Genomic DNA, 14,383 nt, shown 5'->3' with positions numbered 1-14,383 from the left:
GCGCCGGCATTCCCGCGTTCACGGCCCCGTTCGCGCTCGCGTCGTGGGTCACGGTGATCGTCGCGCGCCGCTTCACCCTCGGAGAACCCGATGTCGTCATTCGCACACCGTCCTGATGCCGTGAAACCCGGCGGCCCGATCTCGGACGCCGAACGCCGGATGCGCGTCGACCTCGCCGCCGCGTACCGGCTCGTCGCGCTGAACGGCTGGGACGACCTGATCTACACACATCTTTCCGCGACCGTGCCCGGCGAGCCCGGCCACTTCCTGATCAACCCGTTCGGCCTCACGTTCGACGAAGTCCGCGCGTCGAATCTCGTGAAGATCGACCTGGCCGGCAACCGGATCGGTGACAGCGAGCATGCGGTCAACGTGACGGGCTTCGCGCTGCACGCGGCCGTGCACGCCGCGCGCGCCGACGCCGTGTGCGTGATGCACCTGCACAATACGGCCGGCATCGCCGTGTCGATCCAGCGCGACGGGCTGCTGCCCGCGTCGCAACACGCGCTGCGCTTTCATGGCGACCTCGCGTACCACGACTACGAGGCGCTCGCGTTCTCGCCGGCCGAAGGCGCGCGGCTGACCGCGAGCCTCGGCGCGAAATCCGCGATGCTGCTGCGCAATCACGGCACGCTGACGGTCGGCCGCACCGTGGCCGAGGCCTATGTGCTGATGGATACGCTGATCAAGGCGTGCGATATCCAGGTGCGCGCGCAGGCCGGCGGCGGGCCGCTCGTGCTGCCCGACCCGGCCATCGCCGACCGGACCGCCGAACAGCTGCGCGACGGCGGCGCGATCGAGGGCGAACTGGAATGGCCGGCGCTGCTGCGCCGGCTCGACCGGATCGATCCGACGTATCGCGACTGACGCCGCCGGCTCCCAACGAATCATTCACCCCAACCATCGGAGCACTCCGTCATGCCGACTTTCAATATCCAGCTCTTCGAAGGCCGCACCGTCGACCAGAAGCGCGCATTCGTCGAAGCGATCACGCGCGTCACATGCGAGACGCTCGGCTGCGAACCGGGCTCGGTCGATATCATCCTCACCGACGTGAAGAAGGAGAACTGGGCGACGGCCGGGAAGCTGTGGAGCGACGAGCGCTGAGCGTCTCCTCATCTAGACTGCGCGCCGCCGGACCACGATAGCGCGCAGCCTTCGTTTCTCTGATGCAGGTTCGCTTTCGCCGTCGCCCGCTCTCATCAATTAGTTATCCAAATATATTCACATTGACGCCAGGAAATACAAAAATCACGATGCCACATTCGACACGCTAGCCAGCCAATCACCGTTCATCGGTGTTGCCGCCAGCAATGAACCCAGGCTTGACGCCTCAACCCAGAAACAAATCCTGCGCACAATGGAGAGCAATGTGTCGAGCCAAGTGTTCTGCAATGACTTTGCCAACCGGCAACGTCGGATTCAAATTCTGGAACTGCGTCAACAGTTGCAACGCGTTGGCAGGATGCTAACCAGGTGAACACATGATTACCGACAAGCAAGTCGCAACCGCCCTGAACGATATGATCTTACAAATGGGGGCTGATCTCGATCGCTCTCTACTGGCAGTCAAGGCATCGTGCCCGGATGCCGAATTCGTTGCCTATCGCGAATTCGTTTCTTCTCTGTTGAACACGATGCTGCTTGATTTCATGAACCCGCTCTACAAACGGCATCCCGACCTGAAGCCGCCAGAACTAACCTGAACCATACGCTGCGGCGCCCGCGACGGGCGCCGCACGCGGCTTCCTCCGGCCGCCCGTCGTTGTGCGCCCGCACATCGCTTTGTCACGCAATCGGCGCATAATGCCGGACAGACGCAGCAGCCGATGGCCACCCGACGAGGAGACCGCCATGGAAGCGAAGAACGAGGAAGTCGTCGCACACCTGCTCTCCGACGTCGTCGAATTCGCGCGCGGGCGCCTGCCCGAAGCCACGTTCCGGATCGTCGAACCCTTCCTGCGTCATTACTACGATTTCGTCGATGCGGACGATCTGCAGAGCCGCAGCATCGCCGATCTCTACGGCGCCGCGATGGCGCACTGGCAGACCGCCCAGAAATTCGTGCCCGGCAGCGAACGGCTGCGCGTGTACAACCCGATCCTCGAACAGCACGGCTGGCACTCCGACCACACGGTCATCGAGATCGTCAACGACGACATGCCGTTCCTCGTCGATTCGGTGACGATGGCCGTCAACCGCCTCGGGCTCGCGCTGCATTCGGCACTGCACCCGGTATTCCGCATCTGGCGCGGCCGCGATGGCGGCATCGAGCGCGTCGATGCGGGCGGCGCGACACCCGGCGACGGCCAGTCGCAGCTCGCGTCGTTCATCCATTTCGAAGTCGACCGCTGCGGCGATGCCGCGCTGCTCAACACGTTGCGCAACGACATCGCGCACGTGCTCGGCGACGTGCGCGCGTCGGTGGAAGACTGGCCGAAGATCGTCGACATCGCGCGCGCGACGATCAAGGAAATGAAGGCGCGCGAATCGACCGCGGAAGACATCGAGGCGCGCGCATTCCTCGAATGGATGGCCGCCGATCACTTCACGTTCCTCGGCCAGCGCGACTATGCGCTGGTATCGGACGGCACGGGTTTCGGGCTGCGCGGCATCGAAGGCACCGGCTTCGGCATCCTGCGCGAATCGCTGCGCACGTCGGGCGCACCCGACGTTACACCCCTGCCGCAAGCCGCCGCCGACATCATCACCGGCTCCTGGCCGATCTTCCTGACCAAGGCGAACTCGCGCGCGACCGTGCACCGGCCCGGCTATCTCGACTACGTCGGCGTGAAACTCGTCGGGCCCGACGGCAAGGTCGCCGGCGAGCGCCGCTTCATCGGGCTCTACACGTCGACCGCCTACATGGTGTCGAGCGCCGAGATCCCGATCGTGCGCCGCAAGTGCGCGAACATCGTGCGGCGCGCGGGCTTCCTGCCGAAGGGACATCTCGGCAAGTCGCTCGTGACGGTGCTCGAAACCTATCCGCGCGACGAGCTGTTCCAGGCCGACGAAGACCAGCTCTACGACATCGCGCTCGGCATCCTGCGGCTGCAGGAACACCAGCGCACGCGCCTGTTCGTGCGCCGCGACCGCTTCGACCGCTTCGTGTCGTGCCTCGTGTTCGTGCCGCGCGACAAGTACAACACCGACCTGCGCCGGCGCATTGCGAAGCTGCTCGTCGATGCGTATAACGGCGTGAACGTCGAATTCACGCCGCTGCTGTCGGAATCGGCGATCGCACGCATTCATTTCGTCGTGCACGCGGAACCGGGCACGATGCCCGACGTCGACACGCGCGAGCTCGAAACGCGGCTCGTGCAGGTCACGCGCCGCTGGCAGGACGACCTCGCCGACGCGCTGCTCGACGCATTCGGCGAAGAGCAAGGCAACCGCCTGCTGCAACGCTATGCCGACTCGTTCCCGGCCGGCTATCGCGACGACTATCCGGCGCGCACCGCCGTGCGCGACATCGAGCTGATCGAACGCGTGAAGGATTCGGGGCAGCTCGCGATGAACCTGTACCGGCCGATCGAGGCCGAGGCGCGTGCGTTCCGCTTCAAGGTCTATCGCGCGGGCGACCCGATCGCGCTGTCGCGCAGCCTGCCGATGCTCGAGCATCTCGGTGTGCGCGTCGACGAGGAGCGGCCCTACCGGATCCAGACGCAGGATGCCGCACACGCGTGGGTACACGACTTCGGTCTCGAACTCGCCGACGACACCGAGTTCGACATCGAGCGCGTGAAGGGCCTGTTCGAGGATGCGTTCGACCAGATCTGGAGCGGCCGGATCGAGAACGACGACTTCAACCGCCTCGTGCTGCGCGCCCACCTGAGCGCACGCGAAGTGACGATCCTGCGTGCGTATGCGAAGTATCTGCGGCAAGTCGGCTCGACCTTCAGCGACGCGTATATCGAGCGCGCGCTGACCGGCAACCCGGCGATCGCGCGGCAGCTCGTCGAGCTGTTCCTGCTGCGCTTCGACCCGGCCACCGGCGACACGCGCGACGTGCAGGCCGAACGGCTGCTGAAGGCGATCGAAGGCGCGCTCGACCAGGTGCCGAACCTCGACGAGGACCGCATCCTGCGCCAGTTCCTCGGCGTGATCAATGCGACCGAGCGCACGAACTACTTCCTGCTCGATGCGAACGGCGAATCGAAGCCGTACCTGTCGTTCAAGTTCAATCCGGCGAAAGTGCCGGGACTGCCCGAACCGAAACCGATGTTCGAGATCTGGGTGTATTCGCCGCGTGTCGAGGGCGTGCACCTGCGCGGCGGACGCGTCGCGCGCGGCGGCCTGCGCTGGTCGGATCGACGCGAGGATTTCCGCACCGAGGTGCTCGGGCTGATGAAGGCGCAGATGGTGAAGAACGTCGTGATCGTGCCGGTCGGCTCGAAAGGCGGCTTCGTCGTGAAGAACCCGCCGCCGCCGAGCGATCGCGAAGCGTGGATGCGCGAAGGCATCGCGTGCTACCAGACCTTCCTGCGCGGCCTGCTCGACCTGACCGACAACCTGGTGAGCAACGCGATCGTGCCGCCGCCCGACGTCGTGCGTCACGATCCGGATGACCCGTACCTGGTCGTCGCCGCAGACAAGGGCACGGCCACCTTCTCCGACTACGCGAACGCGATCTCGCACGAATACGGCTTCTGGCTCGACGACGCATTCGCGTCCGGCGGCTCGGTCGGCTACGACCACAAGAAGATGGCGATCACCGCGCGCGGCGCGTGGGAATCGGTGAAGCGACACTTCCGCGAGATGGGCATCGATACGCAGACGACCGACTTCACGGTGGTCGGCGTCGGCGACATGTCGGGCGACGTGTTCGGCAACGGGATGCTGCTGTCGCCGCATATCCGGCTCGTCGCCGCGTTCGATCACCGGCACGTGTTCCTCGACCCGAACCCCGATCCCGCGACGAGCTTCGCGGAGCGCGCGCGCATGTTTGCACTCGAACGCTCGAGCTGGGCCGACTACGATCCGGCGTCGATCTCGTCGGGCGGCGGCGTCTACCCGCGCACCGCGAAGACGATCCCGCTGTCGCCGGCCGTGCAGGCCGCGCTCGGCATCGACGCGCACGCGCTGCCGCCGGCCGAGCTGATCCGCGCGATCCTGCAGGCGCCGGTCGACCTGCTGTACAACGGCGGCATCGGCACCTACGTGAAGGCCGCGCGCGAAACCCACCTGCAGGTCGGCGACCGCGCGAACGACGCGGTGCGCGTGAACGGCACGGACCTGCGCTGCAAGGTGGTCGGCGAAGGCGGCAACCTCGGCTGCACGCAGTTCGGCCGAATCGAGTTCGCGCAGCGCGGCGGTCGCATCAACACCGATGCGATCGACAACTCGGCCGGTGTCGATTGTTCGGATCACGAAGTCAACATCAAGATCCTGCTCGGGCTCGTCGTGTCCGACGGCGAGATGACCGAGAAGCAGCGCAACGCGCTGCTCGCGGAGATGACCGACGAAGTCGGGCTGCTCGTGCTGCGCGACAACTACTATCAGACGCAGGCGCTGTCGATCGCCGGCCGCTATGCGGTCGAGCTGCTCGACGCCGAGGCGCGCCTGATGCGCTGGCTCGAACGCGCGGGCCGGCTGAACCGCGTGATCGAATTCCTGCCGACCGACGATGAAGTGGCTGAACGGCAAGCCGCGAAGCTCGGCCTCACGTCACCGGAGCGCGCGGTGCTGCTCGCGTACAGCAAGATGTGGCTGTACGACGCGCTGCTCGAATCCGACGTGCCCGAGGATCCGCTGGTGGCCGCGATGCTCGTCGACTACTTCCCGAAACCGCTGCAGCAGCGCTTCAGCGAGCCGATGCGCCGCCATCCGCTGCGCCGCGAGATTCTCGCGACGCACCTGACCAACGCACTCGTGAACCGCGTCGGCTGTGCGTTCGTGCACCGGCTGATGGAGGAGACCGACGCGAAGCCCGGCGACATCGTGCGCGCGTGCATCATGGCGCGCGACGTGTTCGACCTCGATGCGGTGTGGCGCGACATCGACGCACTCGACAACCGCGTCGCCGACGACGTGCAGGCGCGCATGTTCGTCGACGTCGCGCGGCTGCTGGAGCGCGCGGCGCTGTGGTTCCTGCGGCATCTGCAATCCGGCGCGGTGGCCGATGGTGGCGTCACCGAGCTGATCGCGCGCTGTCGCGACGCGGCGGAGCGGCTTGCGCCGCAACTGCCGTCGCTGCTGCCGGCCGACGATCTCGACGCGCTGTCCGAACGGCAGCGCGTGCTGGTCGAAGCCGGCGTCGACAGCGCGCTTGCGGTGCGCGTCGCGAGCGGCGACATCTCGGCCGCGCTGCTCGACATCGCCGAAGTGGCCGCGACCAACAACCGCAGCCTCGAACTCGTCGCGGGCGTCTATTTCTCGCTCGGCACGCTGCTCAATTACAGCTGGATCGGCGAGCGCGCGGCAACGCTGCCGACACCGACGCACTGGGACATGCTGGCGCGCGCCGCCGCGCTCGCGGAAGTCGCGCGCCTCAAGCGCACGCTCGCGACGAGCGCGCTCGCGGAATCGCCGGATTCGACGACGCCGGAGACGATCGTCGGTGCGTGGCGCGAACGCCGCGAAGCCGCGCTCGTGCGCTACGAGCACCTGCTCGCGGACCTGCGCGCATCGGGCGGCGCGAGCCTCGCGGTGCTGCTCGTGGTCGTGCGGGAAATGGCCGTGCTCGAACGGGCGTGATGGTCAGCGTGGTCGCGGTGGTCGCGACGGCTCAGACCGTCGCGATCAGCAGCTCTTCCGCGTTGTTCGGCGGCCGCAGGCCGTCGGTGCGATCGGCGAAGTAACGGCGCGTCAGATCGGCGGCCGATACGTGTGCCGCGTGCGCGAAGCCGGCCTCCCGTGCGAGCGCCTGGATCTGCGCCGGCATGAAGAAGCTGATGAACGGCGTGCCGCTGGCGCGCGCGCCCTTCGCGGCCATTTCCAGCCCGGGGCGCACCTCCGGATCCGCATTTTCCAGCGGCAGCAGGAACGTCATCGCGAGCGTCGAGCCCGGCGCGAGCGACGCGACTTCGCGCAACGCGGCCGCATTCGCTTCGTGCGTCAGGTACATGCTGACGCCGGTGGACACCACGACCGCCGGCTTGCCGGCGTCGAAGCCCGCACCGACGAGCGCTGCGCGCCACGACTGTTTCGCCTCGAAATCGACCGGCACGAAACGCAGCCAGTCGGGCACGCCGAAACCGAGCTCGACCAGGCGGCGCTGCTTCCACGCCTGTGGCGCGGGCGGGTCGACTTCGAAGACGGTCACGCGCGACGCCATGTCGGGCCGGCGCTGCACGAAGCTGTCGAGGCCCGCGCCAAGGATCACGTACTGGCTCACGCCGCGGGCGGCCTGCTCGACCACCCAATCCTCGATGAAGCGCGCCCGCGCGACGATCGACGCACGGAACGGCCGCGTGAACTGCGGATCCATGTCGCCGCGCTGCTGCCAGCCGGGTTCCGGCGCGAGCAATTGCAGCCCGACTTCGTCGGCGAGCACCGGCGGAGCGTCGAGTTCGACGTGCAGTGCGCGCCAGAGCGCGACACGCGCGGCCGTGCTGTCGGGGGCGTTTTCGGGAGCGTTCTCGCGGGGTTCGGTCATGGCTGCCTCACGCGCCCTGCTTGCCCGGCGCCTGCAGGCGCCATACACGGCCGTCCGGATCGCGCACGGTCATGTCGCGCGTGCCCCAGTGGGTGTCCTCGAACGGCGTGACGACGTCGACGATCGGCTGCGGCTGCACCGCCTGTTCATCCGCGACCTTGAGCACGACCTGCAGGTCCGGCGTCTCGCTCGGCGGCACTTCGGCAATGAACAGAAAGGGGCCGTCGCCGCTGCGCAGCTGGCCCGACTGGTGATCGGTTTCGAACTCCAGCGTGAAACCCAGCGCCTGGAAGAACTTCGCCGACTTGCCCCAGTTGTGCGTCGTCAGGTACACGGCTTCGATTCGCTCGGATGACATGTCACTCCTCCTTGGTGGACGGCCCCGCGCCCGGCGGCGGCGCGGCCAGGTACGCGCGCAATGCGTCGGCCACCAGCGCGGACAGCGATTGCTCCGTTTCGATGGCGCGATGCTTGACCTGCCGGATCAGGCCCAGCGGCAGGTACACATTGAATTGCTTCACTTCTTCATCGGTCATGATGGCTAGTATGCTAGCAATCTAGCAAAAGTCAACTGCCTGGGCGGCCGGGTTTGGCCGATGCGGTCGCGACAACACATACACCCATTTAAATCGACGCACCCCACTATATGGACTCCCTCTCATAACACTCAACGATCGACGTCCTTTTTGCCAAAAATGATAGTTGTAAAGCGCTCATACTCAAACTAGTCTGAATGGGCCTTATTTGATTTCAATGAAATTCGAGTTTTGCGTTTTTCCAAACTATTCCGGCATTCGTTGACACAGTCACGTGCGATGTTGCGATTTTCGTCGATCCATTACGCTTGTCGTTAAAAAATTAAACAATACAGCCCCGGAGTTTCCATGAATGCCAGCAATGTCTCGAGCTCAGGTTGGCGCGTTTCCCGCTGGGCGGCAGCAGCGATATACGCGGGCGCTTTCATATCGGCGACCGGCACCGCTCTGCCAGCGAATGCAAAAGGCGTCGACAGCGGCGAATGCGACACACCGTCGACACCATTCTGCGATGCCCTGATGAACCCATTGCCGGGCTGGCCGGGCCACGTTTTCAAGCTGTCGCAGAACTACCCCGATGACGTGAAGAAAGATTACAAGCCGTGGCTTAAATACGATCCGATTACCGACACCAAACGCTACATCCTTTCCGCTCTCACCTATTTCTACGAAGGAAATATCCGGGGGAACCCCGCAGAAAGCGAATCCAATTTCGATCCAGCGCTCAATTCGAGGCGCAACTGGTATCACGCGCCCTGGCAGGATCACGGCAAGGAAGGGCGTGAGTTCATCCATGGATTGACGCGAGAACGTGTATCAGAACCGCTCGAACTCGCCAAAACACAAAAGTCATACTGGAATAACTACGCGGTCGGCTTCTACAACGAGCCGGGCGGCGTTACGTTCGGGAAGGTCTGGAAAGATCATGGAAAGCCCGATCCGAATGCCGCAATCTTTCCTGAAGGAACCGTCTCGGGGAAGCTGCTTTTTACGACGGCCACCCCTAACGAGGTTCCCTATCTCGCCGGCGCGCCCGAATGGAAGGCCTACGTTTATTGTGACGTACACGACCCAAATCCGACGCAGGATAGCAAGCGCTGCGTCACGACGGTTCGCTTGCTGCAGATCGACATTGCGGTGAAGGACAACCGTTCACCGGCCACCGGCTGGGTATTCGGTACCTTTGTCTACGGAGGCGCGAAGCCACCGAAAACGAACCTGTCGGGGAGTTCGGAACTCGCTGTCGGCGACGGGAGGCCGAAACTGAAGCCGCTAAGGAATTGGGAGCAGGTTTATCCCGTCGGTGTCATGTGGGGCAATGATCCCGGTTACACGGGATCCGGCAAGCTGACCCAGACCTGGCTCAATCCGGACGTCAAGCTGCCCCATTATGGTTATCAGAACCGACTCAACGGTCCGGTCGACAACCCGAGATCGGCTTGCATGTCGTGTCACTCGACTTCCCAGTGGCCGTTGAGTGCAGACTTGATTCCGCCCAAGGGGGCATCCGACTATGTCACTGCATGGTGGTTCCGCAACATTCCCTCGGGGACGCCATTCGGACCGGGGATGCCGCCGGAACCGCCGCCGCCGCAGGGGACGCAGCCCGCGAGCGACAACGTGCACCGTGTATCTCTCGACTATTCGCTTCAGCTCGCGGGCGGCATCAGAAACTTCTACAAAGCCAATCAGCAGCTCATCGAAAAGATGTTTCCCAAGGCATCCGCTGACGATGTCAAGGCGTACCTCGGCAAGCCGGTCACCCGATCCGGCGACGAATAGTCTTCAGGACGGGCCGGGTAGCGATTTCGCGTGACTCGGGATCGTCAGGAATGGAACGAGGGCCCAGGACCGTGGCGTGCGAGAAGTCGTAGCGTCCGCATGCAATGGAGAATCTGCCTGCGGCCCTCTGGAAAACCGCTATCGGAACCAGGAATCCTCGATCAGGAGAACATAATATGTTGCAGCCTGGAAAATGCCGCGACCGCTTACTACGCGCCGCGATGCTGATCGCAGGGGGCGTGTCGCTCACGATTTACCCAGTCATCGGGATGAGCAGTTCCCCTGGTGACGATGCGAGCAATCCGATCCAGATCAGTTCGTCGCTGCCCGAGGATCTCAACAACTCCGATGCGCCTCACGCAACATTGCAGCAGGCCGCCGCTTTTGCGTGGAATCAGTTCATTGCGCTGAACTGGCCCGCACTTGCCAAAGATACCAATAATCAAAAGCGGGATTATCCTGACACGAGCTTGCCGTTTGGTGATCCCCAGTACAAAGACCCGCTCGTCTGGCACACTTTTCGCGGAAAAGTTGAAATATTCCCGACCGACAATGCCGCGGCCTTTGCAAAAGGAGCCGCCAGCGATTATGGCTACGATGACAGGCCGAATTATAGCTATGGGCAAGGAAATGTCGCCTCGTCTACCGGGCCGACGCCCTGGATCAATCTCGACGAGAACAGCCAGATCGGTCTGAACAAAATTTATGCAGGCGTCGTGTCGAGCGTGCCACTGGATAAAAATGCGCAGATTCTCTTCATGGCAAAAGCCAATAGAAATGAATACAGGTACATTACCGCAAACAAGTGGTGGGATCCGCTAGCGCCCGACCCATTATGGTCGAACCCGCCAGGCTCCACCCCGACCATATTCCAGGCGACGGCCGATTTCGTCAAACAATACAAACGCGACCCGATAGCCGGCTCCACCAATTGCGACGGTAATCCCTCCAAAGCCAGGTGCGTCAGCCTCCCGATAGACTCCATCGAGATCAAGGCTGGATGGCGAAGATTGACGCCTGACGAAATAAAATCCGGACGCTTTTATACAGCCCTGACGCGTCACTACGAAAGCCAGGACGACGGAAAGCACATCAAGGCCACCGATGAAGTCATGGGGCTCGTCGGATTGCACATTATCAGAAAGACAAAATCCGCCCCCTATTTCATTTATACGACCTTCGAGCAGACGGACAATATAACGGATGCCGCCGGGAATGCAGTCGAAGATGAAGATGGAAATTACAAGAGCGCATTGAAGAACACAACACCGATGACGCCTAACGTGATCTCCAACAACGCCACCCCCAAAACGACCCAAACATTCGTGCGCCCGGGAAGTTACCCTGCCACACCAAACAAACAGCTTTACTACCAGAACATCAAAGACACCCAAGATCACAGTTCCGGCCTGCTCGATGGCGGGATAATTCTCGTCAACAAGAGAATAAATGACATACCCGACGAAATAATAAACACGAACAGGCTGGCTCACGACAAGATCCGGTCATATGCAGCATCCAGGAATTTCAAGTCGCCACCCGTCTGGCTGTACTACAAGCTCATCAACGTTCAAAACACACCGCTTGGAGAAAAGATTCCCGGAATCGACCGATTCCCACGATCGACCTACTATCAAGCCAATAGCGTTATCGAAACCGACTACAACCTCCAGCGGTTCAGTGGAGAGTTCGATGATTTCAGAAATAAAAAATTTACCATTTCCGATTTCACCAAAAGTGGAAGCAACCTGACCAACGTTGCACACAACGGGAACAGTCTTAACATGGGCGGCTGCATGGGTTGTCACGGCAATGCCCAGGCGGCCGGGTCCGGATTCAGTTTCATCTTTCTTGATTCACCCGTGACCGCGCCGGAGTGGGACACCAAATCCCTGAATGACAGCAAATTTCGTCGATTCATGAATTACCTGGCCCGCCCATGAGCGCCTTTTGATTCCTGCCGGGCATCAGGAAAATCTTTCAATAATTTCTCACCCTGTCCTGATAATGGACAGGCAATTTAGCCATTACTCAAAGAGGTCATCATGTCCAACACCATCAATGTACTTGTTGCGGTAAATACAACTGGTGCACTCGAAGCAAATGATGGGCAAATTGCAAACAAAGGGGTTGGCGACTTCGTCTATATGGCGGACGACTCCGACACCACCTACCCCGCCGCCCAAAACTACAAAACCGAGGGTACTGACGAATTGCTCACGTACTGCCAGGACGGGGACACCATTATCTGGCGCGTTTACTCAATCAGCCAGGAGCCGAGCGTTTCCATTACCGGAATTACCGGGGACGTGAATACCACGTTCACGAACTTTCAGCCTCATCAGATAACCGGGCATGACGGCCAATGGTGGACTGCAGTTATTCACGGAACAGGAACAAACGTTCAGTATTCTGTCGAACTGAAGATAGGCGAGACGAATGTATCGTTTGATCCGCATATCACGGCGGTATATTCTGACTACGCCAAGCGCTGATCGGGCAAAACGGGGCAACCGGCCGGAATCGAGCGCACACACATGCTCGTCCGTGCCCGTTGCCGCCAGGCTCATGCGCGGTGTTGCACAGCACCGCGCGGCACTCGATCACGTGGTTTACGCACATCCCCGGCCTGACGAGCGCGATCCTCAGCGGCACGCTGCTGTGTCGTCGGCATTGACGGCGCTGGCCCGCTTCGTGTCGGTGCAGGTGCTGACCCCGCTCGCTGCGCGCTCCTCGCGCTTGCGATCGCCGCGATGGTCACGACGCCACTGCACCGTCTCACGCAGAAGCGACCGGCCGCGGTCGTGCGCAGCCGCAGCAAGATGAAGTAGCCCTGGGGACGGTTGCCGCGCAACCGCCCCGCTACCTTCAGCGCGCGGCAGCCTGCCCGTTCGTCACCGGACCGCGCTCGTCTGACGCCGCGCTGCGCGCCGCCAGCCGCGCGAACAGCGCGTCGAGATCGAATCCCGTCGTGTCGATGCCGATCGTGTCGCGCAGGCACGCGCCCCATGCGGCCGCATCGTCGAACGTGACGGTGCGCCCGACGCCCGCCGCGTCGCGAATCGTCAGCGTGGTGTTGCGCAGCGCCGCACGGCCGTCCGGCAGCACGCGGCAGGCGATCAGGTTATGCAGGAAGATCGATTCGGGATACGTCGACGTGAACCAGTTCGCGGCGTCGTAATCGATCCACTCGACCCGCTTCGGCTGGAAGCGATAGGTGGTCTGCCAGCCGTCGGGCGTCTCGATCTGCATGTCGAATTCACCGTCGACCGGCGCGGCGACGACGCGGAACACGCCGTGCGGCGTCAGTTGCCGCTCGTCCGGCACGAAACGCAGCGGCGCGGTGAGCGTCGCGCTGCCGAAGCCGATGTCCGCGAGCCAGGCCGCGCCATCGAGATCGATGCGCAGCAGCATGTGCGTATGCGCGGTGGCGGCTTCCGGCGGCTGCATCCAGCGCACGCGCGCGATCATCGGCGTCACGCGAAAGCCGATCGTCGTGAGCGCGGTGTAGAACAGCTTGTTGAGTTCGAAGCAGTAGCCGCCGCGGCGATGCGCGAGCACCTTGTCGACGATCGAAGGCAGGTCAAGCGCGACGCGCGCGCCGGTCAGCGGATTGAGGTTTTCGAACGGAATCGCCTGCGGGTGCAGCAGATGCAGCTGGCGCAGCACGTCGAGCGTCGGCTCGACCGGGCCGTCGTAGCCGATGCGGGAGAAATAGCGCGAGAGGTCAAACGAGTCTGTCATGAACCTGCACCGAAAAAAGGGACACGCCACGATAGCATCGTGCGGAATCCCCATGTTGTGCGGGGCTATCTTCGCGTCGCGCACGATGCCGGCACCGCATCGCGCGTGGCCCCGCGCAACGTTACGGCAGCAGCTTCAGCGCGGACGATGCGACCGACGGCACCGAAATGCCCTGGCTCGTCGCAAACTGCACGGCCTGGCTGAGGGTCGTCGCGAGCGACTGCAACTGGCCCGGCGCGCTTTGCGCGATATAGGACGCAGCCTGCATGTTCTGCGGATTCAGGCCCGACTGCAACAGCGAGGCCGCGCTCGTCGAGCCGAGATTGCCGAGCCCCGACTGCAGTTGCGAATACTGCGTGAGCCCCTGCCCGAGCGACGCGAGGCCGTTGCTGAACGCCTGCTTGTCGATCGGCCCGTGCGTCGCGCCACCGCTCGCAAATGCCTGGCCGAGCGCCTGCGACACCGATTGCTGCGCGCCGCCCATCTGCGACAACGCGGCCGGCGTCAGCGCATCGCTGCCGGTCAGCTGGCTTGCGGCCTGCTGCGCCTGCCCGGCCGCGCCGGTCAGGCCCATTGCCGACGCGAGCGACGACTGGCCGGTCAGTACCTGCTGGTTCGCGCCGACATAGGCCTGCAGCAGTTGCGCGACGCCGCCCTGCGCGGGCGCCGCCTGCTGCTGCCCGCCGCCGAGCAGCGATGCGCCGATCGACTGCAGGTCGAGCTA

At 63.2% G+C, this 14,383-nt stretch carries 11 protein-coding genes and 2 pseudogenes; 8 read left to right on the top strand and 5 right to left on the bottom strand.

The window, feature by feature from the left end; all coding sequences use genetic code 11:
* The 5 genes and pseudogenes from G3N99_RS41985 to G3N99_RS21400 form a co-directional block, all read left to right on the top strand.
* Window positions 1-116: pseudogene (locus G3N99_RS41985) on the top strand (urea transporter); the annotation flags it as partial.
* Window positions 91-867 carry a class II aldolase/adducin family protein gene (locus G3N99_RS21415; protein WP_174943821.1) on the top strand — a complete coding sequence of 259 codons (777 nt, stop codon included), beginning with the start codon at window positions 91-93 and terminating at the stop codon, window positions 865-867. The pseudogene G3N99_RS41985 and the gene G3N99_RS21415, both read left to right, overlap by 26 nt.
* 51 nt (window positions 868-918) lie before the next feature.
* Window positions 919-1,107, top strand: a complete 189-nt coding sequence (locus G3N99_RS21410) for a 4-oxalocrotonate tautomerase (protein WP_039344138.1) — start codon at window positions 919-921, stop codon at window positions 1,105-1,107.
* A gap of 377 nt (window positions 1,108-1,484) precedes the next feature.
* On the top strand, window positions 1,485-1,706 hold the full coding sequence (locus tag G3N99_RS21405) for a hypothetical protein (RefSeq protein ID WP_174981970.1): 222 nt from the start codon (window positions 1,485-1,487) through the stop codon (window positions 1,704-1,706).
* A 148-nt stretch (window positions 1,707-1,854) separates the two neighbouring features.
* Window positions 1,855-6,696: an NAD-glutamate dehydrogenase gene (locus G3N99_RS21400; protein WP_206123408.1), complete on the top strand. Its 4,842-nt coding sequence runs from the start codon at window positions 1,855-1,857 to the stop codon at window positions 6,694-6,696.
* Window positions 6,697-6,727: 31 nt separating this feature from the next.
* Here G3N99_RS21400 and G3N99_RS21395 read toward each other — a convergent pair whose 3' ends face one another.
* Genes G3N99_RS21395 through G3N99_RS21385 form a run of 3 tightly spaced genes read right to left on the bottom strand, consistent with a single transcriptional unit; the run spans window position 6,728 to window position 8,133 of the window.
* A complete protein-coding gene (locus G3N99_RS21395; RefSeq protein ID WP_206123407.1) occupies window positions 6,728-7,597 on the bottom strand; it encodes a class I SAM-dependent methyltransferase in 870 nt (289 codons plus the stop codon).
* 7 nt (window positions 7,598-7,604) lie between these two features.
* On the bottom strand, window positions 7,605-7,955 hold the full coding sequence (locus tag G3N99_RS21390) for a VOC family protein (protein WP_206123406.1): 351 nt from the start codon (window positions 7,953-7,955) through the stop codon (window positions 7,605-7,607).
* A 1-nt stretch (window position 7,956) separates the two neighbouring features.
* Window positions 7,957-8,133, bottom strand: coding sequence for a ribbon-helix-helix domain-containing protein (locus G3N99_RS21385; RefSeq protein ID WP_089475130.1), 177 nt, complete (start codon window positions 8,131-8,133; stop codon window positions 7,957-7,959).
* A gap of 348 nt (window positions 8,134-8,481) precedes the next feature.
* Here G3N99_RS21385 and G3N99_RS21380 point away from each other — a divergent pair, with 348 nt between their 5' ends.
* The 3 genes from G3N99_RS21380 to G3N99_RS21370 all read left to right on the top strand — a co-directional run bounded on the left by G3N99_RS21380 (window position 8,482) and on the right by G3N99_RS21370 (window position 12,410).
* Window positions 8,482-9,915, top strand: coding sequence for a hypothetical protein (locus tag G3N99_RS21380; protein WP_174937681.1), 1,434 nt, complete (start codon window positions 8,482-8,484; stop codon window positions 9,913-9,915).
* A 176-nt stretch (window positions 9,916-10,091) separates the two neighbouring features.
* Window positions 10,092-11,858, top strand: a complete 1,767-nt coding sequence (locus G3N99_RS21375) for a hypothetical protein (RefSeq protein WP_206123405.1) — start codon at window positions 10,092-10,094, stop codon at window positions 11,856-11,858.
* A 102-nt stretch (window positions 11,859-11,960) separates the two neighbouring features.
* Entirely contained in the window at window positions 11,961-12,410 is a 450-nt protein-coding gene (locus tag G3N99_RS21370; RefSeq protein ID WP_174937686.1) for a hypothetical protein, read from the top strand.
* A gap of 373 nt (window positions 12,411-12,783) precedes the next feature.
* Here the strand turns inward: G3N99_RS21370 and G3N99_RS21365 are convergent, their stop codons facing one another.
* Window positions 12,784-13,659, bottom strand: a complete 876-nt coding sequence (locus G3N99_RS21365; protein ID WP_174943806.1) for an arylamine N-acetyltransferase — start codon at window positions 13,657-13,659, stop codon at window positions 12,784-12,786.
* A 121-nt stretch (window positions 13,660-13,780) separates the two neighbouring features.
* Window positions 13,781-14,383 (bottom strand): annotated as a pseudogene (locus G3N99_RS21360) (hypothetical protein); the annotation flags it as partial.

Origin of the sequence: Burkholderia sp. Ac-20392, from assembly GCF_017104585.1 — a bacterium.
Lineage (GTDB): Bacteria > Pseudomonadota > Gammaproteobacteria > Burkholderiales > Burkholderiaceae > Burkholderia > Burkholderia lata.
The sequence above is the reverse complement of the archived record's forward strand: the minus strand, read 5'-3'. Positions and strand labels throughout refer to the sequence as shown.

Excerpts from the sequence above, each read along its gene's own strand:
- G3N99_RS21415 (WP_174943821.1), top strand. The coding sequence starts at position 91 with ATGTCGTCATTCGCACACCGTCCTGATGCCGTGAAACCCGGCGGCCCG.
- G3N99_RS21410 (WP_039344138.1), top strand. The coding sequence starts at position 919 with ATGCCGACTTTCAATATCCAGCTCTTCGAAGGCCGCACCGTCGACCAG.
- G3N99_RS21405 (WP_174981970.1), top strand. The coding sequence starts at position 1,485 with ATGATTACCGACAAGCAAGTCGCAACCGCCCTGAACGATATGATCTTA.
- G3N99_RS21400 (WP_206123408.1), top strand. The coding sequence starts at position 1,855 with ATGGAAGCGAAGAACGAGGAAGTCGTCGCACACCTGCTCTCCGACGTC.
- G3N99_RS21395 (WP_206123407.1), bottom strand. The coding sequence starts at position 7,597 with ATGACCGAACCCCGCGAGAACGCTCCCGAAAACGCCCCCGACAGCACG.
- G3N99_RS21390 (WP_206123406.1), bottom strand. The coding sequence starts at position 7,955 with ATGTCATCCGAGCGAATCGAAGCCGTGTACCTGACGACGCACAACTGG.
- G3N99_RS21385 (WP_089475130.1), bottom strand. The coding sequence starts at position 8,133 with ATGACCGATGAAGAAGTGAAGCAATTCAATGTGTACCTGCCGCTGGGC.
- G3N99_RS21380 (WP_174937681.1), top strand. The coding sequence starts at position 8,482 with ATGAATGCCAGCAATGTCTCGAGCTCAGGTTGGCGCGTTTCCCGCTGG.
- G3N99_RS21375 (WP_206123405.1), top strand. The coding sequence starts at position 10,092 with ATGTTGCAGCCTGGAAAATGCCGCGACCGCTTACTACGCGCCGCGATG.
- G3N99_RS21370 (WP_174937686.1), top strand. The coding sequence starts at position 11,961 with ATGTCCAACACCATCAATGTACTTGTTGCGGTAAATACAACTGGTGCA.
- G3N99_RS21365 (WP_174943806.1), bottom strand. The coding sequence starts at position 13,659 with ATGACAGACTCGTTTGACCTCTCGCGCTATTTCTCCCGCATCGGCTAC.